Below are 25095 nucleotides of genomic sequence, written 5' to 3'. Positions count from 1 at the left end.
GATCCCGGCCGGCGCCTTCAGTCTTCGCCCAGTACCGCGCGCGCCCGGCGCACGACCGTCTCGTACTCGGTCTGGCTCAGATGGCCTTCGTGGAGCATGGCGCTCGCCCGGGTCAGCGCGTCGCGCGCATGGGCCGCGTCATGGATCGGGTAGCGCCGTCCGGGCAGGGCGAAGGCCTCGTCCGGCAGGGCGTTCCGTTCTTCCTCGGTCAGTCTGGACATCGCTTCGGTCCTTTCCCTCTGTCCCTTCGCCGGTGCGAAGGGTCATGCTCGTGCCGACTGGTCGGCCATGTCGTCGGCGATCTGTTCTTCCTCGTCCAGTTCGTTCAGTTCGGCCATTGCGCTCTTGGCGGTCCGTCCCGGCAGTTCGGCGGCCAGGCCGGGCGCCACCCGTCCGGGCTTGAGGTTGCGTACGACCGAGAAGGCCGTCAGCACGGCCCAGGCGCCGAAGACGACGCTGCCCAGCACCTGCCCCACCTGCACCCCGCAGGGGCCGAAGCGCATGCCGATCCAGACGAACGGAATGGTGCCCAGCGTTGCCCGCCCCCAGTTGAACAGGGTCGAATAGAGCGGGAAGCCCAGATTGTTGAACGCCGTGTTGGCGACGAACAGCATGCCGATGAACAGATAGCCGCCGACGGTCCAGGTGCAGAACAGGCGGATCAGGTCTGCCGTGGCGCCCTGCGCGGCGAAGACCTGGACCACGAGATTTTGCGCCGGCAGGAGAATCGCCCAGGTCAGGGCGACGCAGATCGCCACCAGTTTCAGAGCGGCCACCAGCGTCTGGCGTACCCGGTCCAGATGGCCCGCGCCCTGGTTCTGCGACATGATCGGCCCCACCGAGCCCGTCAGCGCGAAGACGAAGGCGAAAGCGACGGGCACGATCCGGTCGATCGTCGCCTGCCCGGCCACGGCCGCCAGGCCAAACTTGGCCATTGCGTGGGTGACGAACAGGCCGCCGATCGGGGTGGCCAGATTGGTCAGGATCGCCGGCATCGCCACGCCGCCGACCAGTCTGGCGTCGTGCAGGACATAGCGCGTGGACGGCATGGTCAGCAGGTCGTGCTGCCGCACTGCCAGATAGCCCAGAACGGCGACCAGCCCCCGGGACAGGATGGTGCTGATGGCGGCCCCTTCCAGCCCCAGATGCAGCCAGAAGATCAGCAGCGGGTCGAGCATGGCCGAGGCCAGCGCGCCGATCAAAGTGACGTTCATCGATTGTTTGGCGTCGCCGACCGCGCGCAGCAGGCTGGAGCAGCCCATGCCTGCTGCGACAAGCCACAAGGCGGGCGAGACGATGCGGATATACTGGCCGGCCTGTTCCGCTACCTGCCCCGTCGCGCCGAACAGATGCAGGATCGGCGTTGAGAAGAGGGCCGTTGCCAGCCCCAGGGCGACCATGACGATCGTCATGACCAGCAGGAAGGATGAGGCGATGCGCCGCGCCCGGTCATGCCGGCCGGCGCCGATCTGGCGGGCCGTAACCGCGCCCAGCCCGATCGACATGCCGATCGAGACCGCGATCTGGACATAGCCGACCGCGCCGGTAAAGCCGATAGCGGCCGTGAGTGCCGGATCGTTCAGCCGTGAAATATAGAACAGGTTCAGCAGGTCGACGGCGAACACGGCCATCAGCCCGATTGCCCCGGTGCCGGCCATGACCACCACATGGCGCATGATGTCGCCGGAGCAGAAACGGGCGGGACGGCAGGGCCTCACGGGGGCCGCGTCCTTGCCCGGCCCGGCTGCGCGTCCGGCCGCGCCGCCGGTGCCGCGCGCGGCCCTGCCTGAGGGTCCTGGGATCATTGTCCGGATGATAGCCTCTTTCCTGCCGCGCGAAAGCCCGATCATGCATGTGCCGCGCGGACGGTGGCCCGTTGCAGGCACCTGACCATGGCCGAAGATGGTGGCGGAAAGGCGGCGGTCAGGGATGGGCCGGTTCGATGGCCTTCAGGCCGGTCAGGAAGATGCGGACCCAGCGGCGGATATTGGCCTCGATCTCGTCCGGGGTCACCAGGTCGCGGGAATGGAACAGTTCCCCGAGGATCAGCTTGCCCACCGTCATGTTGAACAGGCCGATTCCCAGATCCTCGACATCGTCGATGGGCCAGGTTCCGGCCTGCTGCTGCCGCTCCAGCCACTTCTCGATCTGGTTGCAGTTTCCGCACAGCTCGATGCTCTGCATGATGCGGCGGATCTCGGCGGAATCCCGGATCTCGCCGACGATGGCGCGGACCAGGCACATCCGCTCGGGCGCCAGCACCCGCATCGCGATCGCCATCAGGATATGGACCAGCTCGGCCTCGGGCGTGATGCCGGCCGGGCAATGGACCGCCAGATACTTGATGTCGAACAGCCGCTCGCTGATCAGGGTGCGGAACAGGTCCTCCTTGGACGCAAACATCTGGTAGATCGTCTTCTTGGACATGCCCGACAACTGGGCCAGCTTGTCCATCGACGCGTTATGATAGCCGTGATTGTCCAGAACCTGGCAGGCCGCGTTCAGGATCAGTTCCCGCCGTTCGCCACCTTCCAGCACGGGGGGGCGGCCCGCGCATCGCTTCTCCGGGCACAATTCCTCGGGCTCGCGGGGGCGGGGAAGCACAAGATCCGATGTCGTCGCCCCGGTAACGGGCATTCCGGCAATTCCTTCGTGTCTCGAGGGGGCCCCTGGCTGGGCGAGCATTGACCGGAGTTTAGAAACGAAATAGTTTCCGATCAAGAAAACCACTCGGTTTCCATATGCCGGTACTGCATGGGACGGTTTCGCGAGGCCGCAGGCGTTGCGTTCCCGCTTCCCGGCCAGGGCCGGCGACCTATGTTTCCGCAGGGCTCAATCACGCAATGACGTACCCCCGTCCCCATCGCGCCGTCCTTCTTGCCGCCTGTGCGTCTCTGGCGCTGGCCGGATGCAAGCGCCAGGCAGCGCCCCCCGCCCCCCCCCCGCAGCAGGTCGGTGTCCTGACCCTGCGCGCGGCGCCGTTCAGCGTCACCACCGACCTGCCGGGCCGGACCGAGGCGATCGAGATCGCCCAGGTCCGTCCGCAGGTGAACGGGGTGATCCAGAAGCGCCTGTTCGTCGAAGGCACCGACGTCACGGCGGGCCAGCAGCTCTACCAGATCGACCCGTCGGCCTATCAGGCGACCTATGACGCGGCCAAGGCGCAGCTTCTGCACGCGCAGGCGGCAAAGGTGACCGCCCAGGCGAAGCTGGACCGGTACGGCCCGCTGGTGCGTGCCCATGCCGTCAGCCGGCAGGATTATGACGATGCCCTGGCGGCGGCGCGCGAGGCCGATGCCGACATCGCCCAGGCCCGTGCGAATGTGGAAAGTGCGACGGTCAACCTGAACTATACCCGCGTGCTGGCGCCGATTTCCGGCCGGATCGGCCGGTCGCTGATGACGGTCGGCGCGCTGGCCACGGTTGGGCAGAGCAGCAACCTGTCGATCGTCACCCGGCTGGACCCGATCTATGTGGATGTGAATTTGCCGGCGACAAGGCTGCTGGAACTGCGGCGTGAGCTGGAGCAGGGGCGGCTGCAGCGCGCGGGGCAGGACGCCGCCACTGTTACCCTGACGCTGGAGGATGGCAGCACCTACGAGCAGCCGGGCCGGCTGGAATTCTCGGAAGTGAACGTGGACGAGACGACGGCGACCGTGGTGGTCCGTGCGGTGATGCCGAATGCGGCGCACATGCTGCTGCCCGGCATGTATGTGCATGCACGGCTGGAAGAAGGTGTCGACCCCACGGCGCTGCGCGTGCCGCAGGATGCGGTCACCCGCAATTCGCACGGCGACCCCACGGTCATGGTCGTGAGCGCGGACAACAAGGTCTCCATTCGCGGCATCACGACCGGGCCGGCGGCGGGAAGCGACTGGATCGTCACCGCCGGGCTGAAGCCGGGCGAGCGGGTCGTGGTCAGCGGCCTGCAGAAGATCCACCCCGGAGACACCGTCTCCCCCACCGAGGCGGCTGCCCAGCCCGCCCCGCAGGGCAAGGCGGGATAAGAACCCATGTCGCGCTTCTTCATTGACCGGCCCATCTTCGCATGGGTCATCGGGCTGGTGATCATGCTGGTGGGGGCGGTCTCGGTCTTCCGCCTGCCGATCGCCCAGTATCCTTCCATCGCGCCGCCGCAGATCGCGATCAGCGTGACCTATCCCGGCGCTTCGGCCGAGACGGTGAACAACACCGTGGTGCGGCCGATCCTGCAGCAGATGTACGGGCTGGACCATCTGGAATATGTCTCGGCGCAGTCCTACGCCAGCGGACAGATGGAAATCGACCTGACGTTCGAGCAGGGGACCAATCCCGACATCGCGCAGGTCCAGGTGCAGAACAAGCTGCAGCTTGCCCAGCCGCGCCTGCCCACCGAAGTCACGGCCCAGGGCCTGACCGTTACCAAGGCGGTCAGGAACTTCATGCTGGTGCTGGCCTTCATCTCCACCGACGGCAGCATGTCGGGCTTCGATATCGCCGATTATGTGGCGTCGAACGTGTCCGACCCGATCAGCCGCGTTTCGGGGGTGGGCGACCACACGCTGTTCGGCTCCGAATATGCCATGCGCATCTGGATGGACCCGGGCAAGCTGTTCAAATACGGGTTGACGATCAGCGACGTGCAGACGGCGCTGCAGGAGCAGAACATCCAGATCTCGTCGGGTGAGATCGGCGGCCTGCCGGCCAGCCCGGGCGCGCGGATGGATGCCACCATCATCGGCCCGACCCGCCTGACCTCGCCCGAGGAATTCGGCAACATCCTGCTGCGCGTGGCCCAGGGCGGCTCGCAGGTGCGCATCCGCGATGTCGCACGGGTCGAGCTGGGACCGCAGACCTACAATATCAGTTCGTTCTACAACAACAAGCCGACCGTCGGCATGGCGCTGAAGCTGGCCCCGGGCGCGAACCAGCTGACGACCGAAAGCGCGGTCCGCGCCGAAATGGCGCAGCTCGAGAAATTCTTCCCGCCGGGGCTGAAGGTCGTCTATCCGCTGGATACCGAGCCCTTCATCGTCCTGTCGATCAAGGAAGTCGTCATCACCCTGGCGGAAGCGATCGCGCTGGTCTTTGTGGTGATGCTGATCTTCCTGCAGAATTTCCGCGCGACCCTGATCCCGACCATCGCCGTGCCGGTGGTGCTGCTGGGCACGTTCGGCATCCTCGGGGCGCTGGGGTTCTCGATCAACACGCTGACCATGCTGGCCATGGTGCTGGCGGTGGGCCTGCTGGTCGATGACGCCATTGTGGTGGTCGAGAATGTCGAGCGCGTGATGGCGGAGAAGAAGCTCTCGCCCAGGGAGGCGGCGCGCGTCTCGATGGACGAGATCTCGGGCGCGCTGGTGGGCATCGTGCTGGTGCTGACGGCCGTGTTCCTGCCGATGGCGGCCTTTGGCGGTTCGACCGGTGTGATCTATCGCCAGTTCTCGATCACCATCGTCGCGGCGATGTGGCTGTCGGTGCTGGTGGCGATGATCATGACGCCGGCCCTGTGCGCCACGATGCTCAAGCCCGGCACGCATGAGAAGACGCGCGGCCCGGCGGGCTGGTTCAATCGCACCTTCGCCCGCATCAACACCGGCTATCAGTCCGGCGTGCGCTGGATGCTGGGGCGCAGCGCGGTGTCGCTGGTGCTGTATGTGCTGCTGACCGGGCTGGTGGTGTTCCTGTTCGCCCGTCTGCCCCAGGGCTTCCTGCCGGACGAGGACCAGGGGCTGATCTTCGGCCAGGTGACGTTGCCGCCGGGCGCGACCAAGGAGCAGACGGCTGCCGTCAACCACAAGGTCACGGACTACATCCTGAAGAGCGAAAGCGACAATGTGGTGTCGGTCTTCGCGATGAACGGGTTCAACTTCGCGGGGCAGGGCCAGAATGCCGGTGCTTTCTTCATCCGGCTGAAGGATTGGGATCTGCGCCCCGGCGCCGCGCGCTCGTCCGCCGCGATCGCGATGCGGGTGATGATGCATTTCTGGGGTGATCCCGAGGCCCAGATCTTCGCCATCAACCCGCCCGCGGTGCTGGAACTGGGCAACGCGACCGGTTTCGACCTGGAACTGGAGGATCGCGGCCATGTGGGGCATGAGAAGCTGCTGGCCGCGCGCAACCAGATCCTGATGGCGGCGGCGAAGGACCCGCGCCTGCTGGCGGTCCGCCCCAACGGCCTGGAGGATGCGCCGCAATACAAGCTCGACATCGATCGCGAGAAGGCGAATGCGCTGGGTGTTACGAATGCCGAGATCAACACGATGGTCGAGGGCGCGCTGGGCTCGATCTACGTCAACCAGTTCATGCGCGATGACCGTGTGAAGCAGGTCTATATCCAGGGCGAGCCGGACGCGCGCATGCTGCCGCAGGACCTGAACAAATGGTACCTGCGCAACGTGGGCAACGGGCTGGTGCCCTTCAATGCGATCGCTTCGGGCCACTGGGTCGTGGGGCCGCAGAAGGTCGAGGATTATAACGGGCTGAACGCCTACGAAATCCTGGGCCAGCCTTCGGCGGGCTACAGCACCGGCACCGCGATGGTGGCGATCCAGGAGGCGCTGGCCAAGCTGCCGCCCGGAATCGGCTATGAATGGACGGGTCTGTCGTTCGAACAGATGGCATCCGGCGGCTCGACCGGCCCGCTCTACGCGCTGGCCGGGACGGTGATCCTGCTCTGTCTGGCCGCGCTGTATGAAAGCTGGGCGGTGCCCTTCGCGGTGATGCTGGTCATTCCGCTGGGCGTGCTGGGGGCGCTGACCGCCACGCTGTGGCGGGGCCTGGCCAACGACGTCTATTTCCAGGTGGGGCTGCTGACCACGGTGGGGCTGGCGGTGAAGAACGCGATCCTGATCGTGGAATTCGCCAAGGCCTTCTTCGAATCCGGCGACAGCCTGCTGGACTCGGTGGTCAAGGCGGGACGTGAGCGCCTGCGGCCGATCCTGATGACGTCGATCGCCTTCGTCTGCGGCGTGTTTCCGCTGGCGATCGCGACCGGCGCCGGGTCGGGTGCGCGGGTGGCGATCGGCACCGCCGTGGTGGGCGGCATGCTGTCGGCTACCCTGCTGGCCATCTATTTCGTGCCGCTGTTCTTCGTGCTGGTGCTGCGGCTGTTCCGGGTTCGCCGGGTGAAGGACCGCGTGGACCCGCATGCCGATCTATCCCGTCCCGCCGGGCCGTCCGGTCAGGAGAGCTGAGTTCATGAACGGGTTTCTTTCTCCGCGCCGCGCCGGGCTGATGGTCCTGGCGGCGCTGTCGGGATGCACCATGATTCCCGACTACAAGCGGCCGGCCTTGCCGGTCGCGTCGACCTGGCCGCAGGGGCCGGCCTATCATGCCGGCGCTCCCGGGCAGATCGGCACGGCGGCTTCGGACCTGGGCTGGCGCGAATTCTTCGTCGACCAACGGCTGCAGGCGTTGATCGCGCTCGCCGTGCGGGACAATCGCGATCTGCGTTCGGCGGCCTATGCCGTGGTGCAGGCGCAGGGCCAGTACCGGGTGCAGCATGCCTCGCTCTTTCCGCAGATCGGATCGACCGGGCAGGGGGTCTACCAGGCGCCTTCGGGCAATGCGGGTCTCAGCTTCGCGCCGGGCCTGCAGGAGGGTAAAAGCGGCCAGCCTTATGCCGACGGCCACGTCTTCAAATTCTACCAGGCGGGTATCGGCTTCTCGTCCTATGAGATCGACCTGTTCGGCCGCATTCGCAGCCTGTCGCGCGAGGCGGCGGACCAGGTTCTCAGCCAGGCCGCCAGCGAGCGCAGCCTGCTGATCAGCGTTATCTCGCAGGTGGCGACCACCTATGTGGCGTGGCTGGCCGATACCGAGCAGCTGAAGGTGACCGACCAGACGCTGGCGTCGCAGAAGGAGACGCTGCGCCTGACCCAGGCCGGCTTCGATCACGGTGAGGCCAACCAGCTCACCCTGCGTCAGGTCGAGACCCAGGTGGAGCAGGCGGCGGCCAACCATGCCCAGTACCAGCGCCAGGTGGCGCAGGACGAAAACCAGCTGGCGCTGTTGGTGGGGGCCCCGCTGCCTGCCAACCTGCCGGCCCCCGCGCCGTTCGGGAAGCAGACGGTCCTGGCCGACCTGCCGGCCGGACTGCCGTCGGACCTGCTGGACCGGCGGCCGGACATTCAGTCCGCCGAATTCTCGCTGCTGTCGGCCAACGACGATATCGGCGCGGCGCGGGCGGCCTTCTTCCCGCGCCTGACCCTGACGGCGTCGGAGGGCGTATCCAGCCTGCAGTTCCGCAACCTGTTCACCCAGGGCGCCACCACGTTCGGGGTCAATCCCCAGATCCAGATCCCGCTGCTGACCTGGGGTCAGAACGAGGGCACGCTCCAGGCCGCCAAGGCCCTGCGCAACCAGCGCATGGTGGCCTATGAAAAGGCGATCCAGACGGCGTTCCACGAGGTCTCGGACGCGCTGGCCGCGCGGGCGACCTATCTGGACCAGGCGCGCCAGCTCGATGCGCTGGTGGACTCCTCGGCCGATGCCTACCGGCTGGCGCGGCTGCGCTTCGATGCCGGGGTGGATTCGTACCTGAATACGCTGGACGCGCAGCGCACGCTGTATGGCGCGCAGCAGAGCCGGATCTCGGTGCATGAGGCGCGCTACCAGAACCTGATCACCGTCTATCGCGCCCTGGGGGGTGGATGGACGGAACAGAGCGTGCCGCCGCCGAGCCGGATCGTCGGCGGCGCGACGCAGAAAGGCTGAACGGCCGGGCACCGGTCGGACAGGCGAGGCGGGTCCTTCGGGACCCGCCTTTTTTGTGTCTGCACGAAAATTCGGCACTGACATGAAATAACAGTGAATGGAACGTGATCGTTTATTGTGCGTTGCGATGTATTGTGCGCTGCAACAAAATCATCAAACGGCGTTTATTTGCATATTTCGTTTGACCGGTAGAAAAAAACCCGTCATTAAAGCTTCATCAGAGTGAGAAGACCGGAATGGCCCACTCTTGAAAACAAGAAACCCGCGGCGATACGATCGCGGGACTTAAAAATGAGGGATCGAACCCTCGGACTGACCTTAAAAAAGGTGCATCTTTCACGATGCACCTTTTTTTATTGGCCTGCCTGCGATATGCGCGGTGCCTCGTTTCTGAGGACAGGCCCGGATTGAAACCGATTTCCCCCGACCCACGGCTGGTTATTGTCGTCATTATGGTCACCGTCGCCATGGGGGCGCTGGATGCCATTTCGCTGACCCATCTGAAGGTCTTCACCGGCTACATGACCGCGACCGTCATCCTGATCGCGGTGCATCTGACATCGGGGGAATCCATCGCCGGGCCGGGCGTGGTGGCGATTACCGCCTATCTGGCCGGGGCGGCGATGGGCGGCCGGCTGGTCCGGCGCTCTCACTCGCGCCGGCGCACGGTGGCGGACCTGCTGATGGCGGTGGGCGCGCTGGTGCTGGTGGCGGCCCTGGTCTGGTGGCAGGACGCGGCCTGGCGGTACTATGCCACGCTGGTCGTCCTGGCCGTTGCCATGGGGTTGCAGACCTCCGCGACCCGTCACGCCCAGGTCACGGACCTGACATTGCCGGCCGCCACCATGCTGCTGCATGGGCTGATGCATGACAGCCGGTTGGCCGGGGGCCCGGCGAAAGGGGCCTGGCGGCGGGTGGTGGCGATTTTCGCCCTGTTCGGGGGTGCGGTGCTGGGCGCGCTGATGTCCAGCGTGTCGGTGTCGGTCTCGATCGGTCTGGTGGGGCTGCTGATCGGCAGCGCCGGGTGCCTGCTGTATGTGGGCGACCATCCGCTGCTGGAACGGCTGGAGACGCTCGGCCCGTCCTGAGCCTCAGGGCGCTGCCCTGAAACCCGGCAAGGGCCCCGGCGGCCTTTGCCGGGGTCAAGGGGCAGAGCCCCTTGGACGCTTACGGCACCTTGGCAACGCGCAGCGTATTGGTGCTGCCTGCCACGCCGAAGGGCAGGCCCGCCGCGATCACGATCCGGTCGCCCGAGCGGGCCAGGCCGCTGGCGACGGCGGCCTCGATCGCCTGGTCCACCACGTTTTCCACCGTGCGCACCGGCGTTTCCTGCCCGACCGACTGGGCGGTGACGCCCCACACGACGCACAGGCGGCGGGCGATTTCGTCGTTCGGCGTCAGGCCGATGATCGGGCAGGAGGGCCGCTCGCGCGAGATGCGCAGGGCGGTCGCCCCCGCCAGGGTAAAGGCGACGATCGCGCGCGCATCCACCGTGGTGGCGATCTGGCCCGATGCGGCGGCGATGGCGTCGGCGACGAAGCCTTCCGGCGCCGGGCAACTGGCCTGCATCAGCGACTGCCAGACTGCGTCTTCCTCTACCCGGCTGACGATGCGGCTCATGATGCCGACCGCTTCCAGCGGAAACTGTCCGGCTGCCGTTTCGGCCGACAGCATCACGGCATCGGCGCCGTCGAACACGGCGGTCGCCACGTCCGACGCCTCGGCGCGGGTCGGGGTGGGGGCGCTGATCATGCTTTCCAGCATCTGGGTCGCGACCACCACCGGCTTGCCCAGCTGGCGGCACAGGCGGATGATGTGCTTCTGCGCCAGCGGTACGGCTTCGGGCGGCAGTTCGACGCCCAGGTCGCCGCGCGCGACCATCACCGCGTCGGACAGGCGGACGATCTGGTCCAGATTGTCCATCGCCTGCGGCTTTTCGATCTTGGTCATGATCCAGGCGCGGCCCCCGGCGATGGCGCGGGCTTCCTGCACATCCTCGGGGCGCTGGACGAAGGACAGGCCGATATAATCGACGCCGAGATCCAGGGCGAAATCCAGGTCGCTGCGGTCCTTCTCGGTCAGGGCCGGGATCGGCAGCACGATGTCGGGCACGTTCACGCCCTTGCGGTCGGACAGTACGCCGCCGACGGCGACGATGGTGTCCAGATGGTCCACGCCCACCTCGCGCACCACCAGGCGCAGCTTGCCGTCATCCAGCAGCAGGTTGCTGCCCACGGTCGCGGCGTGGATGATCTCGGGGTGCGGCAGGCGGACCCGGTGCTCGTTGCCCGGCGCATCATCCAGGTCCAGGCGGAAGAACGCCCCCGTCCGCAACGTGACCTTGCCCTGCTCGAACGTGCCCACGCGCAGCTTGGGGCCCTGGACATCGGCCAGGACGCCGATCGGCCGGCCCAGTTCGGCCTCGACCGCGCGAATGATCTCGTAGCGTGCGGCATGGTCGGCATGCGTGCCGTGCGAGAAATTCAGGCGGAACACGTCGGCCCCGGCCTCGGCCAGCGCGCGGATGATGTCGCGGGTGGACGAAGCCGGCCCCAGCGTCGACACGATCTTGGTGCGGCGGGGGTGTAAGGCGGTGGCGGAGGACATGGGCGTTTTCTCCTTCTGGATTCTGTCCGCGACCAGTTTGCTCCGTTCTGCCCCGGCGGGTGCGGTCGTCTTCGGCCCGCGCGGTCTTCAGGACGGTTGAATGGTCTCCTGCGGCAGCAGGCCCCAGACCGCATTGCGGTCCAGCCAGCCCGAATAATGTTGTACGCTGACGCGGCACCAGCTGGTGCCGGCCGCGCAGGTACGAAGGATGCCGACCGTGCCGGGCTTCAGTACCGCGACAAGGGCCGAACCGGCATCCGGGGCCGAACGCAGCATGACCGCTCCGGGGATGGAGGCAGCCGCGCCCGGGTCCGCCAGGCGTTCGACCTCCCGGCTATCGAAATGGCCGGACGGTGGATTGGTTGCCTGCCGGGCGGCGGGCGGCGTGGCGGGCGCGCCGGCGGATGGTGCCGGAGGCGCCGCCTGGGCCGGATCGACCGGCGGCAGGCCGGGGATGACGAAGCTGCGCGTGCCTACCAGCGTCGCCTGGTGCACCCAGCCCTTCTGGCCGTCGGAATCCTCGACCAGGCGCCAGACGTCGAACTCACGCTCGATTTTCACCGGCAGGTCCCGGCGGTGATAGACCCATTCGATCGGGTAACGCTGCCCGGGGCCGGAGCGCATGTTCACCTCGTCCGCGCGCAGCGCCGCGAAGCGGGGCAGCGGCAGGCCGGTGATCGCGCCCTTGTCGGCCGGGGCCGGTGGTTCGGCGGGCGTCGCGGGCGGGGGGATGGCGACAGCCGCCCCGCCGCTGGAGGCTGCCGCTGCCCCCGCTGCCCCCGCTGCCCCCGCTGCCGCCACCCCTGCGGCGGCCGCGACGGGTGCCGCCACGGCCGCCGCGTGGCGGGCATGTGCCGCATGGGGTGCGATCGCCGCGTGGTGATGGGAGGCGGGGCCGGCATGGGCGGGCGCGTGCGCGGTGGCCATATGGCCATGATGGTGCGCCGTGGCCACGCCGGAAGCTGCTGCCGGATGATGCCGCTTATGGTGCGCGGTGCCGGCGGCCGTGGCCTTGGCGGCGGCGTGGTGATGATGATGGTGCGCCGCCTTGGACGGTTCCGGCGTGGCTGCCGCCGCGGCATGGGGCGCAAGCGGAACCAGCAGCGTCGCGCAGAGCATCCAGCCGGAGCATCCGCGCGCGTTGGTGCGACGCGGTGCGGGGGAGAGGGCAAGGAAGGAAGAGGGCGTCATGGCTGCATCCCTGCCAAGGCGCGCGCCGCACGGCAAGGGGATTTGCGGCCCCTTGGGCATGGCGGGATCGGCCGCCCCGTCACAAGCTGATGACCTGCCGCCCGCGCGCGGCATCGAGAAAGGCGGGAACGCCGGCCACAACCACCTGCGGCAGCAGGGCATCGGCTGCCAGACCGGTCAGGCGCAGGCCGGATTCGCAGGCCATCAGCGTGCCGTCCAGGGCCAGCACGGCGTCGCGCAGCACGTCGAATCCCGCCACGCCGCTGGCCTGGACCGTGTCGTCGGTGCCGGCATCGCGCAGCCCGTGCCAGTCCCGTGCCAGGGCATGGACCCCATGGCCGGCGGCGAACAGCAGCACCGGCCGGTCAACGGCCAGCGCGCCGGCGGCCAGGACCAGGGCATAATGCGCCCGCTCATAGCTGCCATCGAGCAGCAGGATCGCCAGTCCTTGGCGCGGATCGTCAGCCGGCATGGATCGCACAGGCTCCGCTCGGTGCGTGGCTTGCCGCATGGGCCGACAGGTCGTGGATGGTGGGATGCGTGCCGCACAGGGGGCAGTCCGGGTCGGGGGAGAGGCGGATGGTATGAAAGCGCGCCGCCAGCGCGTCCCAGACCATCAGCCGGCCGGCCAGGCTCTCGCCGATATCCAGGATCTCTTTCAGGGTCTCGGTGGCCTGCAGGGTGCCCATGACCCCGGTAACCGCGCCGAAGACCCCGGCCTCGGCGCAGGACGGCACCGCGCCGTCGCGCGGCGGCGCGGGATAAAGGCAGCGATAGCATGGGCCGCCACGATGCGGGCGGAAGGTCGAAAGCTGCCCCTCGAAGCGCAGGACGGCGGCCGAGACCAGGGTTCGCCGTTCCAGCGCGCAGGCATCGGCGAGCAGGTAGCGGGTGCGGAAATTGTCGCTGCCGTCGCAGACCAGGTCGTAGCTGCCGATCAGTGCCCGGGCATTGCCGGCATCCAGCCGCGTCGCATGCGCGTCGATGCGGACCAGCGGATTGACCGCCCGCATGGCCTCGGCCGCCGACTCGACCTTGGGCCGGCCGATCCGGTCGGTGGTATGGGCGATCTGGCGCTGCAGGTTGGACAGATCCACCACATCGTCATCGACTAGGCCGATCCGGCCGACCCCCGCCGCCGCCAGATAGAGGCCCAGCGGCGAGCCCAGGCCCCCCGCGCCGATGATCAGCACGCTGGCGGCGCGCAAAGCGGCCTGCCCCGTGCCGCCGATTTCGGGCAGCAGGATATGGCGCGCATAGCGCTGGATCTCGGTCTCGGAAAACTCAGGAATCATGCATCCTGCCCTGTCTCGGCGTTCTTGATGCGCCCTGCATGCGGCTGTGGAAATGCGGCTGTGGAAATGGGCGCGGGGCCTGACTTTTTATAACAATTTATTTCATGCGGCATGAAACGCATGCATGGCCGATATGTTTATCGTATGATGCGGGAGCAAGACAGAGGCGATTTTTTGATGAACCGTTTCATGCGTCTGATGCCAGCCGGTCACATGGTCGCCGTTCGGCGGCAGCAGGCGCGCCGCATCTGCGCGGTGACTCTGGTCATGTCCCTCTCGCTGTTCGTGGCCTCGCCCTTCGTGACGCTCTGGTCCGTTTCGGCGGCCATTCAGGGCCACGACACCCGCACGCTCGGCACGTTCCTGAACTGGCGTGCCGTCCAGGCCAGTCTGAAATCGCAGATCATCGGTGGGATCGTCGGCAATCAGCAGGCCAGTGACGACGACCTGCCGGAATTCGGTTCGTCCTTTGCCGCAACGGCGGTGTCCCGGGCGGTTGACGTGCATGTGAATGCCGCCAACCTCGATACGCTGATGGGGCAGGTCATGCCGGCGGCGCAGCCGGTGTCCGCCATGTCCCCCGTCGCGATGCTGCATCATGTGCGCATCCGCTTCCTGCGCCCCGACATGTTCGAGGCCCGCGCCGTGTTGCCGGGCCATGAGCGGGACACGCCGCTGCGCCTGCAGATGCGGATCCAGGGCTGGCGGTGGAAGATCACCGAGGTCGAGCTGCCGGCCAGCCGGTCCGATCGCCCGGTGATCGAGGCTTCGGCCACGCCGGCTCAGGTTGCCCTGCTGTCGCGCTGACAGCGAGCCTGCAGCCATGGGCACGTTTTTGGCGGGCGGATTTTCGTCCATCATGCCCTGCCGCTCCGCCCGGGTCATGCTGACCGGGGCAGGAGGGGGGTGCGGTTCAGCGGCCCGCGCGGGTGGCCGTCTCGGCCGGCAGGTCTTCTTCCAGGATCGTGATGTGCAGGGCGTAGGAAATCTCGCCCTCATCTTCGTCCCGGTGAACGGTGCCGATGATTTCGCCCTTCACGGCGACCTCGACCGAAAGACCGGCGCGCGGCGGCGGATTGACCGTCAGCTCGGGCGAACCCAGCAGGCGGCGCAGGCATACCTGTAGGCGGGCGATTTCGGAGGCGGACATGCTGCTCATGGAATGCTCTCTGTCGGAAAGGGTGGGCCGATGGCGGCCCCCGGTGACGGGGCGGACGCCGTCCGTGCCCGATCTGATGCTGCTCGCTATAGGCATTCGAGGCCCCGCCCGCAACAGCGTCGCGTCGCGGAAAAGCCCCCTTCCCGCCTCAATCGTCTGATTTTCATGTTCCGCCAGCATCCTGTTCCGGAGGCCCTTTTGTTGATCCGCCGTCCCCTGCTCGCCCGCCTGTTCACGCCGCTGCGCCTTGCCCTGCTGCTGACGAGCATGGTGCTGACCTTCCCTGCCGTCGGCGCGGAGGCTGTCACCACGGCCTTCGGCCCGCTGGAAGCAGCGCAGCCGCTGACGGCGCGCGGGCTGGCCGAGCGGATCAGGCAGGACGGCGCGCCTGAAGTGGCGCGGATGCTGACCCGTGATCGTGAATGGGCGCGCGTGCGCCGTGCGGTGACGGCAGGGTGGGAGAACTGGATCGCGCTGCTGCCCGACCTGATGCCGGCCGCCGATCCTGCGACGGGCCGTTCGCTTCAGGTGGCGTTGCGTCGGGCATTGCCCCGCAATCCGCGCGCGGTCCTGTCGATCCTGGACCGGAAAAACAGTAACCAGCTCGGTGGCCGGACGATCTGCGCGCCGGCGGCCGAACCCGCGTCCTGGCGCCCCCGGGCGCTCACGGCAATCCGGGCGGTGCATGACATCCATCTGCTCGATCAGGGAGCCGACTGCATGCGCGCGCTCGAGGAGAAATCCTGATCCTGCCAGCCCTGGCGCGCCAGGATGGCGCGGATATGATCGGGAGGGGGTGCGACGGCGCAGACCGGCGGCTCCAGCGGCAACGAGAGGGCGCGGCTCATCAGGTGCAGCCTGTGCGCCTCCGGGCCCGTCGCGTCGCCATAGACCGCGTCGCCCAGCACCGGGCAGCCCAGACTGGCGCAATGGAGCCGGGCCTGGTGGGTGCGCCCGGTCAGCAGGCGGAGTTCCAGCCAGCTGACATGTCCGTCGCTGGCCAGTAGCTGCCATTCGGTCCGCGAATCCTGTCCCGTCGCGGCCTGGACCATGCGCCAGCCCCGTGTGTCCGACTGTTTGGCCATCGTCATCGCCACCGTGCCGCTGTCGGCGGCGGGGCGGCCGCGCACCATGGCCCAGTAGGTCTTGCGCGCCAGCCCGTTGGCGAAGGCCGCCTGCGCGGCCAGCAGCGGCTGCTTGCGCAGCGCGATCAGCAGGCAGCCCGACGTGTCGCGATCCAGCCGGTGGGCCAGCCATGGTCCGTCCGCCCGCCGTGACAGGAGCGGGAACGCATCCTCGACCGACGGGCCGCCGGCGGGACCGGCATGCACCGGCAGGCCGGGCGGCTTGTCGATGACCAGGAAGCGGGCATCACGAAACAGGACCGGAAACGGATCGGCCCCGCTGCCCGGAGCAGGCAGGGCCGGGCGGGCAGCCGGCCGGGGTGGGGGGCGGCGCGTTCGCCGGGTCATTCGTCGTCGTCGGTGCGGCGCAGCAGGACCTCGCGCCGGCCGACATGGTTGGCCGGGCTGACGATGCCCTCCTTTTCCATCTGCTCGATGATCTTGGCCGCCCGGTTGTAACCGATCGACAGGTGACGCTGGATGAACGAGGTGGAGGCCTTGCCCTCGCGCGCCACGACGGCGACCGCCTGGTCGAACAGGCTGGTTTCATCGTCATAGCTGCCGCTCAGCCCGTTGCCGGACGATTTGCCGCCGCCAGCGTTGCCCGCGCCGTCCTCGTCCTGGGACGAGATCACGTCGTCATCATAGATCGGCTCGCCCTGGCTGCGGAGGAAGCGCACGACTTCCTCGACCTCGCCGTCGGCGACGAAGGGGCCATGGACGCGGGTGATCCGCCCGCCGCCCTGCATGTAGAGCATGTCGCCCTGGCCCAGCAGCTGCTCCGCCCCCTGCTCGCCCAGGATGGTGCGGCTGTCGAACTTGCTGATGACCTGGAACGAGATGCGGGTCGGGAAATTGGCCTTGATGGTGCCGGTGATCACGTCCACCGACGGGCGCTGCGTCGCCATGATGACATGAATGCCCGCCGCGCGGGCCTTCTGTGCCAGGCGCTGCACCGCCATTTCGATCTCCTTGCCCGCGACCATCATCAGGTCCGCCATCTCGTCGATCACCACGACGATATAGGGAAGGGATTCCAGGGCGAGCTGCTGTTCCTCGAAGGTCGGGCGCCCGGTCTCGGGGTCGTAGCCGGTCTGCACGCGGCGCGAGACGACTTCGCCGCGCCGCCTTGCATCGGCCACCCGGTCGTTGTAGCCGCCGATATTGCGTACCTGCAGGTGGGACATGGCGCGATAGCGGCGATCCATTTCCCGCACCGTCCATTTCAGGGCGGCGACCGCCTTGGCCGGTTCGGTCACCACCGGCGTCATCAGATGCGGGATGCCCTCGTAGATCGACAGTTCCAGGATCTTGGGGTCGATCATGATCAGGCGGCATTCCTCGGGCGACATGCGGAACAGCAGCGAGAGGATCATGGCGTTGACGCCGACCGATTTGCCCGATCCGGTGGTGCCGGCGATCAGCAGATGCGGCATGCGTGCCAGGTCGCCATAGATCGGCATGCCCGAAATGTCCTTGCCCAGCGCCAGGCAGAGCTTCGACGACGCATGGTGCCAGGCATCGTCGGTGAACAGTTCGGACAGGTACACCGTCTCGCGCCTTGCATTGGGCACTTCGATGCCGATCACGTTGCGGCCCGGTACGGTGGCGATGCGCACGCTCAGCACCGACAGCGACCGCGCCACGTCGTCCGCCAAGCCGATCACGCGGGCCGAGCGGATGCCCGGCGCGGGCTCCAGCTCGTACAGGGTGACCACCGGCCCGGCATGGATCTGCCCGATCTGCCCTTGCACGCCGTAATCCGACAACACGGTTTCCAGCAATCGCGCATTGGCCTGCAACGCGTCCTGCGACGGTCCGGTCTGGGCATGTGAGGGGGCGGGTTTCAGCAGGTCCAGCGGCGGCAGGCGCCACGGGTCGCGGCCGTCGGAGCGGGGCGGCGCGGCATAGGCCTGGCTGTTGGGGGTTGCGCGGGGGGCGGCGGATGGCGGCTCGACCGGGTCGGGGCGGCTGCCGAACAGCCGGCCCATCAGCGACGGGCGCGGAGCCTCGGCCGTCGGCGCGGGCGGCGGGGTGGGGGAATGAGCGGGTTCCGGCACGTGCCGGGGGGCCAGTTCCTGCGTCGCGGGTCCTCCCAGCAGCAGGGGCGGGGCGTCGTTGTCGGTGTCGCTTTCCATGCCGGGGGGCTGGACCCAGCCCGTGCCCAGCGACGGCCGGGCGGGTGGCCGGGCCGCCGGTCGGGTGGACGCCGGCTGGATGGCGGAACGCGCTTCCGGCGCCGAGCGCTCGGCGCGGGGCGCGCGCGGCGGCTCGGGGGCGCGGGCCTGGGCGGAAAGATCCGGGCGGGGGGGCGGCACCATGCCGTCCAGCGAGCCGTTCCAGCGCCCCGTCATGTCGGCGGCGGGGTGGTCATTGGGGGCGGGACGCGCCGGCATGCGGCGGGCCAGCCGCATCGGCTGCCGGGCGACGGCGCGCAGGCCCCGGCCGATGGCCGCCCATTCGGTGAAGGACAGGCCGATCCCCAGCGGTACCAGCAGGACGGTCAGCAGCAGCCCCAGCACCCACACGGCCAGCCGCCCGGCCGGGCCCAGCAGCGACGCACCCGCCTGGATGGCGGTGTGGGCGATCGACAGGCCGAACGCCCCGCCGGGGCCGGATTCGGTGGGCCAATGCGGCGTCGGCAGGATCGGGAGCAGCATCGGCAGGGCCGCCAGCAGCGCGCCCATGACGGGCATGGCGCACAGCACGGCCACCGCCCGCAGCAGGATCGACCCCATGGCCGTATGGCGGATGACCCGCCAGCCCCATGCCATCATCGCCAGGATCGGCAGGGCGCAGGTAATGCCGACATTCTGCAACAGCACGTCCGCCAGATAGGAACCGGCCATGCCCAGCAGGTTGGTGGGCGGCTGGGTGCTGGCCGTGTTCATCGACGGGTCGAGCGGATTATAGCTCCACAGCGACGCGGCCAGCGCCAGGGCCAGAAGCCACAGCACCATGCCTCCCATCTCGGCCAGCCTCTGCCTTGCGGCGGACCGGATGCGCGGCGCGTTCAGGGAGGCAGGAATATAGCGGCCAAAGCTCGGCAAATGTTCGGGTCCTGTACGCTGGGCCCTCATCGCGTGGAACGGGTGGTTCCGCCACGATGGCAGGCACGATGAAGCGGACGGCCCCGCCGGGAGGCGGCCGGGCCTGGGTCCGGAGGCGGCAGGAAGTATAGCCCGGCCTTTTGGGAATAAAGAAGGCGGTTCAGCCGTTATTCCGGCCTGTCGTCGGCCGCCCGCCAGATCGAAAGCCGGGCCGCGCCATGCCGCCGCTCGGCCAGCGGCGCGTCGGGCAGGATCGGGGTGGCCGGCAGGGCCTCGTCGGCGCCGGTTTCGATCACGATCAGGGCGCCGGGGGCGATCCAGCCTGTCCGGGCCAGCGCCGCCAGGGCCCGTTCCGGCAGTCCCTGCCCATAGGGCGGGTCCAGCAGCAGCAGGTCGCAGGCATGGGCAGCGGCGGGGGCCCGGGTTACGTCGCCGGCGCGCACCGTCGCGCGGTCATACGCCCCGCAGGCCGCGATATTGGCGCGCAGGGCGGCCAGGGCGGTGCGGTCGGTCTCGAAGAACGTGCAGTGGGCCGCGCCGCGCGACAGGGCTTCCAGCCCCAGGGCGCCCGTCCCGGCGAAGCCGTCCAGCACCCGTGCCTCTTCCATCAGGTCGTAGCCGCCCCAGGGCGCATGCAGCAGCATGTCGAACAGGGCCTGGCGCACCCGGTCGGCGGTGGGGCGGGTGGTGCGCCCCGGCGGTGCTGCCAGCGCGCGGCCGCGCCATTGGCCGGCGACGATCCGCATCGGCCGGTCAGGACCGGCGCGACGGACGCGGGGCCGGCCCCAGCCCCGGAATCTGCTCGCGCAGGACCTTCCCCGGCACTTCCTCCAGTTCCGACCGTTGCAGGGTGCCCAGCTGGAATGGACCGTAGGCGGTGCGGATCAGCCGGCTGACATGCAGGTTCAGGCCACGCATGACCTTGCGCACTTCTCGGTTCTTGCCCTCGCGCAGTGCTACGGTCAGCCAGGCATTGTCGCCCTTGCGCGAATCCAGCCCGGCCTCGATCGGCCCATAGCGCACGCCTTCGAAGACGCTGCCCTCGGCCAGCGCTTTCAGCCGGGCCTCGTCCACCACACCGAAGACGCGCACGCGATAGCGGCGCAGCCAGCCATTGGACGGCAGTTCCAGCCGCCGGGCCAGTTCGCCGTCGTTGGTCAGCAGCAGCAGACCCTCGCTGTTCAGGTCCAGCCGGCCGATGCTGATGACGCGCGGCATGCCCTCGGGCAGCGAGGCGAAGACGGTCGGCCGCCCCTCGGGGTCGCGGTGGGTGGTCACCAGCCCGTCAGGCTTGTGATAGCGCCACAGCCGGGTGCGCTCGGGGCTTTCGACCACCGCGCCGTCCACCTGCACGACGTCGCCGGCCACGACGAAGGTGGCCGGATGGGTCACGACCTCGCCGTTCAGGCGTACGCGCCCTTCCTCGACCATGCGTTCGGCGTCGCGGCGGCTGGCGATGCCGGAGCGTGCCAGCCATTTGGCGATCCGTTCGCCGCGCTCGGGCCGGCTGGTGTCGTCGCGCTTTGTCATCTCGATCCCGAAGCCTCTATCAGGGCAGAAAAAATATGTCTGTCGGCCATGGATATGGCGAATTCCGGGTGCCATTGCACGCCCAGGCAGAAGGGATGGTCCGGATATTCGATGGCCTCGGCCACGCCGTCGGGTGCCACGGCGCTGATGACGGCCCGGCCCGGGTCGCACACGGCCTGATGATGGGCGGAATTGACGGCGATCCGTGTGGCGCCGGTCACGCGCGCCAGCAGCGTGCCGGGCAGGATGTCCACATCATGGCCGGCCTCGTTGCGCGGATTGGGTTGTTCGTGCGCCAGCGCGCCGGCCACGACGTCGGGAATATGCTGGATCAGCGTGCCGCCCAGGGCGACGGCCAGCAATTGCTGCCCGCCGCAGATGCCCAGCACCGGCAGCCCCGATGTGATGGCGCCCCGTGCCAGCGCGAGCTCGGCCCCGGTGCGGTCGGTCTTGAGGGTGACGCTGTCATGGCGCTGATCCGCGCCGTACAGGGCCGGGTCGACGTCGAAGGCGCCGCCGGTGATGACCAGCCCGTCCAGCCGCGCCAACAGGGGGGGAGCCAGATCGGCCCCGTGAGGCAGCGCGACCGGCAGCCCGCCCGCGTCGGCGATGGCGTCCATGTAGTTGCAGCGCAGTGCGTACCACGGAAAGCGCGAATAGCCGCGCCCGTCTTGGCTGCCGGCTTCGCTGTCCAGGGTCACGCCGATCAGGGGGCGGGAGCGGGTCATTCCGCCTGACCTAGAGGAATATTGCCTCCAGGGAAATCCGCTATGCGCGGAAGGGCCTGCCGCCGGCGGCAGGCTCCGTTCAGGCCCGGACCGTCAGCCCGGGACCCCGGAAAGGCAATGCCGGCCGGCCGGTCTGTGCCGTCAGCCGTCGGAGACCATCGAATGCAGGCTCGCGGTCATGGTATGGCGGCCCATCAGTTCGGGTTCGCAGGCGGAAAAACCGATGACGATTGCAGCGGCGGCCAGGATCAACGTGAGCGTATTCATCGTCTGCCTCCTGTTTCATATCGGTCCCGATTGTTTCAGGAACCGTTACCGGCGGTTTCGTTACACTGTCACTCGCAACCCAGGCTGTCCATTAAAATCAACATTTTTTCCCGGATCGCGCGGTTGGGCTCGCCCCGGGCACGGCGTAATCCTGTAATATCTTGTGAACGCCGTATCCTCCCCAGTCGCCGGCATATGGGGCGTGTTGACGGGGTGTGACGCGAACGCGGCCGACGAGGACGGAGTTTCATGACCGGGCGAAGACAGGACCTGAGTTTCTGCGGTTTTTCCCCATGTCCCGGCTGGGTGCCGTGCCATGCCGGCTGACGCCCGCCCCGCCGACCCGATGGAGATGGCGCTGGAAGAGGCGCGTGCTGCCGCCGCGCGGGGCGAGGTGCCGGTGGGCGCCGTGCTGCTGGGGCCCGATGGCAGCGTACTGGCCCGTGACGGCAACCGGGTCGAGGCCGGGCATGATGCGGGCGCCCATGCCGAAATGCTGGTCATGCGGGCTGCCGCCCGGCGGCTGGGCAGTCCGCGCCTGACCGGCTGCACGCTGGTCGTGACGCTGGAACCCTGCCCGATGTGCGCGGCGGCTGCGGTGCATTTCCGGGTCGGGCGCATCCTGTTCGGCGCCTATGACCCCAAGGGGGGAGGAGTCGAGCACGGGCCGCGCCTGCTGGCCCGCCCGGACTGCCTGCACCGGCCCGAATGGGTGGGCGGCGTGCGCGAACGCGAGGCGGCGGATCTGCTGCGCGGGTTCTTCCAGACATTGCGGGGGTGAGAGTTTGCGGGAAACGCTTAGATAACGCATCCTTCATTGACAGGTACGGGACAGGTTTTGTCGGTCCCGGTACTCTGCCGGACGATACCTCAGGAAGGGGCGGCGTCTTGCCCGGTCGCCCCAGCAACAATCAGGAATGCTATGACTGACGAGTTTCAGCCGATGATGTCTTTCCGCCCTCGCCGGACGCGGGGCAGGGTTTTGGCCGCGCTGGTCGCCACGACCATGCTGGGCGGCGCGGCGCAGGCCGTGATGGTGGACACGGCACGGGCTGATGAGACAGGGGTCATCCGGCCGGACGCACAGACCCAGACGCTGCCCAATTTCGTCAACCTGGTGAAGCAGGTCCGGCCTGCCGTGGTCTCGATCACGTCCAACATCCGCGCGGACGATGTGGATGAAGAAGGCGGGATGCAGGGCCAGCAGCAGATGCCCTTTCCCTTTCCGTTCCCGTTCCAGATGATGCCGCAGCAGCAACAGCGCCGCACGGTCGAGGCACGGGGCTCGGGCTTCATCATCTCGGCGGACGGCTTTGTCGTCACCAACAACCATGTGGTCAAGGGCGCGACCAAGGTGACGGTGACGCTCGATGACGGCACCACCCTGCCCGCCAAGATCATCGGGCGCGACCCCAAGACCGATCTGGCGCTGCTGAAGGTCTCTACCCAGAGCAAGCTGCGCTTCATCGAGCTGGGCGATTCCGACAAGGTGGAGCCCGGTGAATGGGTGGTCGCGGTCGGCAATCCCTTCGGGCTGGGCGGTACGGTGACGGCGGGCATCGTCTCGGCGCGGGGCCGCGATATCGGCGACGGGCCCTATGATTCGTTCATCCAGGTCGATGCGCCGATCAATCGCGGCAATTCGGGCGGCCCGCTCTTTACCCAGGACGGCAAGGTCGTGGGCGTGAACACCGCCATCCTGTCGCCTTCGGGCGGTTCGATCGGCATCGGGTTCGCCATTCCGTCCGACGTGGTCAAGAACGTCGTCTCCCAGTTGCAGAAGACCGGCCACGTGACGCGCGGCTATCTGGGTGTGGTCGCGCAGGTGATCACGCCGGCCATGGCCAAGGCGCTGGGCCTGAAGCCCGCCACCGATGGCGCCCCGCCCACGGGTGCGCTGATCGCCAGCGTCAGCAACAGCAGCCCGGCCGAAAAGGCGGGCCTGAAGGCCGGCGATGTGATCACGACGCTGAACGGCCAGAAGATCGACAGCCCGCATGACCTGGCGGTCAAGGTCGCATCGCTGCCGCCGGGCACCTCGGCGACGGTGGCGTACCTGCGCAACAATGCGGCGCAGAGCGCCACGGTGAAGATCGCCAACCTGTCCGGCGCGCCGTCGCCCGACGGCGCGGTCGGTGACAGGAACTCGGTCGGCGGCCCGCGCCTGGGTGTTTCGCTGTCGCCCCTCACCGCCGATCTGCGCCAGCAGCTTGGGCTGGACGCATCGGTGCGCGGTGTCGTGGTCAGCGATGTTCAGGCGGGTTCGGTGGCCGAGCAGGCGGGTATCCATGCCGGCGACGTGATCCAGGCCGTCGGCAACAGCCCGGTCGACAATCCCGGTGCCACGGTTACCGCCGTTCGCGCGGCCCTGAAAGCCAACCAGTCGGTGCTGCTGCGTGTCCTGCGCAACGGGCAGAGCATCTTTATCGCCGTGACGCCGGGTTCGTCCGACAATGGCGACAATGCGGGTGGCAACGAAGACGATAACGATTGATTGCCGTTTGCCGACCGCCGCCACTCTTTCCATGAAAGAATGGGGGCGGTCGGGGTTAGGCCTCATTCATCGCGGCCGGACACAGTGCGACGATGCATCGTCGCCTTGCGATCCGGCCGCGCAGTGCACATCATTTTGCCGGATCAGTATCCAGTGCCTGTCGGCGATGTCGGCAACGCCGATGTCCTTGGCGCAGGCGCAATCCGCATGATCGTCGGGCCGATCGCGGTCACGACCTCGCGTGCGTCATAGGCGTAGGGATCATTGGCTGGTTTGGTGCCCCGATACAGCACGATATCGGCGATCGCGTCATAGCTGTTGACCGGTTCCGTGTAATTCATGCCGGTGCCTCCCCACGGGCCAAAACCGGCCCCGCCGTGGCGCCATCCCCAGCCGCCGCCCCAGCCCCATGCGAGATTGTCGCCATAGCCCTCATAGGCTGTGTTCTTGTCGACGGCCCTGTTCACGATCACGAAGTAATTATAGCCGTTCTCCAAGGTGACCTCGGCACAGCGATAGAGCATGTAGGTGTCCACGGTTTGTCGTGACGTGACCGAGTTGCCCTGGAAGGATACGCGGAACCGGTTGGTTTCGATCTGCTGCGTCGTATATCCTTCGCCCTCCTCCGTTGCTGGTTGATAGGGTGTTGGGTTCGTGCAGGCCGCGACCAGCCCCAACAGGGCGATCGCGGCGATCTGGCGGACCTGCATACGGGTCCTGGACATATCCTGTCTCCCCGGTTTCGGGCTCCTGACCCGACAAGCGCGACACAGGTCTTGAAGCGGCTCAGGCTGAGCCGTTCCTGCTTCATCTTGTTGTTTTGGAGCCTGATGGTCTCAGGTTGTTTTTTTCCTGGGACCGTCAGGCTTCAATCACGTCTGTCCGCCCGTGCAGACGCCTCGATCAGCTTCCCCCCTGCGCCTTCGTCCTTTTCGGACATGAAAGGCGCCATG

At 67.9% G+C, this 25095-nt stretch carries 23 protein-coding genes; 8 read left to right on the top strand and 15 right to left on the bottom strand.

Features of this window, described 5'->3' with window-relative positions; genetic code table 11:
* Positions 1-17 precede the first annotated feature (17 nt).
* From HLH35_RS03490 to HLH35_RS03480, 3 genes are all read right to left on the bottom strand, one after another.
* Complete coding sequence (locus HLH35_RS03490) at positions 18-221, bottom strand: hypothetical protein (RefSeq protein ID WP_182977803.1); 204 nt, start codon at positions 219-221, stop codon at positions 18-20.
* 42 nt (positions 222-263) lie between these two features.
* Entirely contained in the window at positions 264-1676 is a 1413-nt protein-coding gene (locus HLH35_RS03485) for an MATE family efflux transporter (RefSeq protein ID WP_182977966.1), read from the bottom strand.
* Positions 1677-1923: 247 nt separating this feature from the next.
* Positions 1924-2637: a TetR/AcrR family transcriptional regulator gene (locus HLH35_RS03480; RefSeq protein WP_182977802.1), complete on the bottom strand. Its 714-nt coding sequence runs from the start codon at positions 2635-2637 to the stop codon at positions 1924-1926.
* A gap of 206 nt (positions 2638-2843) precedes the next feature.
* On the opposite strand from HLH35_RS03480, the gene HLH35_RS03475 reads away from it, so the two are divergent.
* The 4 genes from HLH35_RS03475 (at position 2844) to HLH35_RS03460 (ending at position 9785) form a co-directional block, all read left to right on the top strand.
* Positions 2844-4007: an efflux RND transporter periplasmic adaptor subunit gene (locus HLH35_RS03475; RefSeq protein WP_182977801.1), complete on the top strand. Its 1164-nt coding sequence runs from the start codon at positions 2844-2846 to the stop codon at positions 4005-4007.
* A gap of 6 nt (positions 4008-4013) precedes the next feature.
* Positions 4014-7175, top strand: coding sequence for an efflux RND transporter permease subunit (locus tag HLH35_RS03470; protein ID WP_182977800.1), 3162 nt, complete (start codon positions 4014-4016; stop codon positions 7173-7175).
* A gap of 4 nt (positions 7176-7179) precedes the next feature.
* Positions 7180-8697: an efflux transporter outer membrane subunit gene (locus HLH35_RS03465; protein WP_182977799.1), complete on the top strand. Its 1518-nt coding sequence runs from the start codon at positions 7180-7182 to the stop codon at positions 8695-8697.
* Between the two features lie 407 nt (positions 8698-9104).
* Entirely contained in the window at positions 9105-9785 is a 681-nt protein-coding gene (locus HLH35_RS03460; RefSeq protein WP_182977798.1) for a YoaK family protein, read from the top strand.
* A gap of 79 nt (positions 9786-9864) precedes the next feature.
* On the opposite strand, the gene pyk is transcribed toward HLH35_RS03460, so the two are convergent.
* The 4 genes from pyk to HLH35_RS03440 form a co-directional block, all read right to left on the bottom strand.
* Positions 9865-11304 (bottom strand): pyruvate kinase, encoded by a 1440-nt coding sequence (gene pyk, locus HLH35_RS03455; protein ID WP_182977797.1) that lies wholly within the window; start codon positions 11302-11304, stop codon positions 9865-9867.
* A gap of 87 nt (positions 11305-11391) precedes the next feature.
* On the bottom strand, positions 11392-12423 hold the full coding sequence (locus HLH35_RS03450) for an SH3 domain-containing protein (RefSeq protein WP_182977965.1): 1032 nt from the start codon (positions 12421-12423) through the stop codon (positions 11392-11394).
* Between the two features lie 151 nt (positions 12424-12574).
* Positions 12575-12967 (bottom strand): DsrE family protein, encoded by a 393-nt coding sequence (locus HLH35_RS03445; protein ID WP_182977796.1) that lies wholly within the window; start codon positions 12965-12967, stop codon positions 12575-12577.
* Positions 12957-13790, bottom strand: coding sequence for a HesA/MoeB/ThiF family protein (locus HLH35_RS03440; protein ID WP_182977795.1), 834 nt, complete (start codon positions 13788-13790; stop codon positions 12957-12959). The genes HLH35_RS03445 and HLH35_RS03440 overlap by 11 nt, the downstream gene beginning before the upstream one ends.
* Positions 13791-13979: 189 nt before the next feature.
* On the opposite strand from HLH35_RS03440, the gene HLH35_RS03435 reads away from it, so the two are divergent.
* Positions 13980-14597, top strand: coding sequence for a DUF2939 domain-containing protein (locus HLH35_RS03435; RefSeq protein WP_246384803.1), 618 nt, complete (start codon positions 13980-13982; stop codon positions 14595-14597).
* Positions 14598-14703: 106 nt separating this feature from the next.
* Here the strand turns inward: HLH35_RS03435 and HLH35_RS03430 are convergent, their stop codons facing one another.
* Positions 14704-14949, bottom strand: coding sequence for a DUF3126 family protein (locus HLH35_RS03430; protein ID WP_182964717.1), 246 nt, complete (start codon positions 14947-14949; stop codon positions 14704-14706).
* A gap of 201 nt (positions 14950-15150) precedes the next feature.
* Between HLH35_RS03430 and HLH35_RS03425 the strand changes: the two genes are divergently transcribed.
* On the top strand, positions 15151-15696 hold the full coding sequence (locus HLH35_RS03425; protein WP_182977793.1) for a hypothetical protein: 546 nt from the start codon (positions 15151-15153) through the stop codon (positions 15694-15696).
* Here HLH35_RS03425 and HLH35_RS03420 read toward each other — a convergent pair.
* The 6 genes from HLH35_RS03420 to HLH35_RS20145 form a co-directional block, all read right to left on the bottom strand.
* Complete coding sequence (locus tag HLH35_RS03420; RefSeq protein ID WP_182977792.1) at positions 15654-16421, bottom strand: RluA family pseudouridine synthase; 768 nt, start codon at positions 16419-16421, stop codon at positions 15654-15656. The two genes, HLH35_RS03425 and HLH35_RS03420, sit on opposite strands and share 43 nt — an antisense overlap.
* Complete coding sequence (locus HLH35_RS03415) at positions 16418-19123, bottom strand: FtsK/SpoIIIE family DNA translocase (protein WP_182977791.1); 2706 nt, start codon at positions 19121-19123, stop codon at positions 16418-16420. The genes HLH35_RS03420 and HLH35_RS03415 overlap by 4 nt, the downstream gene beginning before the upstream one ends.
* A 167-nt stretch (positions 19124-19290) precedes the next feature.
* The gene (gene rsmD, locus HLH35_RS03410; RefSeq protein ID WP_182977790.1) at positions 19291-19869 is read right to left on the bottom strand and encodes a 16S rRNA (guanine(966)-N(2))-methyltransferase RsmD; all 579 of its coding nucleotides are present in this window, start codon (positions 19867-19869) and stop codon (positions 19291-19293) included.
* A 7-nt stretch (positions 19870-19876) separates the two neighbouring features.
* Positions 19877-20653 (bottom strand): pseudouridine synthase, encoded by a 777-nt coding sequence (locus tag HLH35_RS03405; protein WP_182977789.1) that lies wholly within the window; start codon positions 20651-20653, stop codon positions 19877-19879.
* Positions 20650-21381 carry a gamma-glutamyl-gamma-aminobutyrate hydrolase family protein gene (locus tag HLH35_RS03400; RefSeq protein ID WP_182977788.1) on the bottom strand — a complete coding sequence of 244 codons (732 nt, stop codon included), beginning with the start codon at positions 21379-21381 and terminating at the stop codon, positions 20650-20652. Before HLH35_RS03400 ends, HLH35_RS03405 begins: the two co-directional genes overlap by 4 nt.
* 141 nt (positions 21382-21522) lie before the next feature.
* Positions 21523-21648, bottom strand: a complete 126-nt coding sequence (locus HLH35_RS20145) for a hypothetical protein (RefSeq protein WP_275944147.1) — start codon at positions 21646-21648, stop codon at positions 21523-21525.
* A 316-nt stretch (positions 21649-21964) separates the two neighbouring features.
* Between HLH35_RS20145 and HLH35_RS03395 the strand changes: the two genes are divergently transcribed.
* Positions 21965-22429 (top strand): nucleoside deaminase, encoded by a 465-nt coding sequence (locus HLH35_RS03395; RefSeq protein ID WP_182977787.1) that lies wholly within the window; start codon positions 21965-21967, stop codon positions 22427-22429.
* Between the two features lie 141 nt (positions 22430-22570).
* Positions 22571-24142: a Do family serine endopeptidase gene (locus tag HLH35_RS03390; RefSeq protein ID WP_182977786.1), complete on the top strand. Its 1572-nt coding sequence runs from the start codon at positions 22571-22573 to the stop codon at positions 24140-24142.
* A gap of 143 nt (positions 24143-24285) precedes the next feature.
* Here HLH35_RS03390 and HLH35_RS03385 read toward each other — a convergent pair whose 3' ends face one another.
* Positions 24286-24867 (bottom strand): CC0125/CC1285 family lipoprotein, encoded by a 582-nt coding sequence (locus tag HLH35_RS03385; RefSeq protein ID WP_182977785.1) that lies wholly within the window; start codon positions 24865-24867, stop codon positions 24286-24288.
* Between the last annotated feature and the right edge of the window lie 228 nt (positions 24868-25095).

Origin of the sequence: Gluconacetobacter asukensis (assembly GCF_014174375.1) — a bacterium.
Taxonomy (GTDB): domain Bacteria; phylum Pseudomonadota; class Alphaproteobacteria; order Acetobacterales; family Acetobacteraceae; genus Gluconacetobacter; species Gluconacetobacter asukensis.
This window is presented reverse-complemented; position numbering and strand designations above follow the sequence as displayed.

What these genes read in the sequence shown, in the direction of transcription:
- HLH35_RS03490 (WP_182977803.1), bottom strand. Translation starts at nt 221, where the DNA reads ATGTCCAGACTGACCGAGGAAGAACGGAACGCCCTGCCGGACGAGGCC.
- HLH35_RS03485 (WP_182977966.1), bottom strand. Translation starts at nt 1,676, where the DNA reads ATGCGCCATGTGGTGGTCATGGCCGGCACCGGGGCAATCGGGCTGATG.
- HLH35_RS03480 (WP_182977802.1), bottom strand. Translation starts at nt 2,637, where the DNA reads ATGCCCGTTACCGGGGCGACGACATCGGATCTTGTGCTTCCCCGCCCC.
- HLH35_RS03475 (WP_182977801.1), top strand. Translation starts at nt 2,844, where the DNA reads ATGACGTACCCCCGTCCCCATCGCGCCGTCCTTCTTGCCGCCTGTGCG.
- HLH35_RS03470 (WP_182977800.1), top strand. Translation starts at nt 4,014, where the DNA reads ATGTCGCGCTTCTTCATTGACCGGCCCATCTTCGCATGGGTCATCGGG.
- HLH35_RS03465 (WP_182977799.1), top strand. Translation starts at nt 7,180, where the DNA reads ATGAACGGGTTTCTTTCTCCGCGCCGCGCCGGGCTGATGGTCCTGGCG.
- pyk (WP_182977797.1), bottom strand. Translation starts at nt 11,304, where the DNA reads ATGTCCTCCGCCACCGCCTTACACCCCCGCCGCACCAAGATCGTGTCG.
- HLH35_RS03450 (WP_182977965.1), bottom strand. Translation starts at nt 12,423, where the DNA reads ATGCTCTGCGCGACGCTGCTGGTTCCGCTTGCGCCCCATGCCGCGGCG.
- HLH35_RS03445 (WP_182977796.1), bottom strand. Translation starts at nt 12,967, where the DNA reads ATGCCGGCTGACGATCCGCGCCAAGGACTGGCGATCCTGCTGCTCGAT.
- HLH35_RS03440 (WP_182977795.1), bottom strand. Translation starts at nt 13,790, where the DNA reads ATGATTCCTGAGTTTTCCGAGACCGAGATCCAGCGCTATGCGCGCCAT.
- HLH35_RS03435 (WP_246384803.1), top strand. Translation starts at nt 13,980, where the DNA reads ATGCGTCTGATGCCAGCCGGTCACATGGTCGCCGTTCGGCGGCAGCAG.
- HLH35_RS03430 (WP_182964717.1), bottom strand. Translation starts at nt 14,949, where the DNA reads ATGAGCAGCATGTCCGCCTCCGAAATCGCCCGCCTACAGGTATGCCTG.
- HLH35_RS03420 (WP_182977792.1), bottom strand. Translation starts at nt 16,421, where the DNA reads ATGACCCGGCGAACGCGCCGCCCCCCACCCCGGCCGGCTGCCCGCCCG.
- rsmD (WP_182977790.1), bottom strand. Translation starts at nt 19,869, where the DNA reads ATGCGGATCGTCGCCGGCCAATGGCGCGGCCGCGCGCTGGCAGCACCG.
- HLH35_RS03405 (WP_182977789.1), bottom strand. Translation starts at nt 20,653, where the DNA reads ATGACAAAGCGCGACGACACCAGCCGGCCCGAGCGCGGCGAACGGATC.
- HLH35_RS03400 (WP_182977788.1), bottom strand. Translation starts at nt 21,381, where the DNA reads ATGACCCGCTCCCGCCCCCTGATCGGCGTGACCCTGGACAGCGAAGCC.
- HLH35_RS20145 (WP_275944147.1), bottom strand. Translation starts at nt 21,648, where the DNA reads ATGAATACGCTCACGTTGATCCTGGCCGCCGCTGCAATCGTCATCGGT.
- HLH35_RS03395 (WP_182977787.1), top strand. Translation starts at nt 21,965, where the DNA reads ATGCCGGCTGACGCCCGCCCCGCCGACCCGATGGAGATGGCGCTGGAA.
- HLH35_RS03390 (WP_182977786.1), top strand. Translation starts at nt 22,571, where the DNA reads ATGACTGACGAGTTTCAGCCGATGATGTCTTTCCGCCCTCGCCGGACG.
- HLH35_RS03385 (WP_182977785.1), bottom strand. Translation starts at nt 24,867, where the DNA reads ATGTCCAGGACCCGTATGCAGGTCCGCCAGATCGCCGCGATCGCCCTG.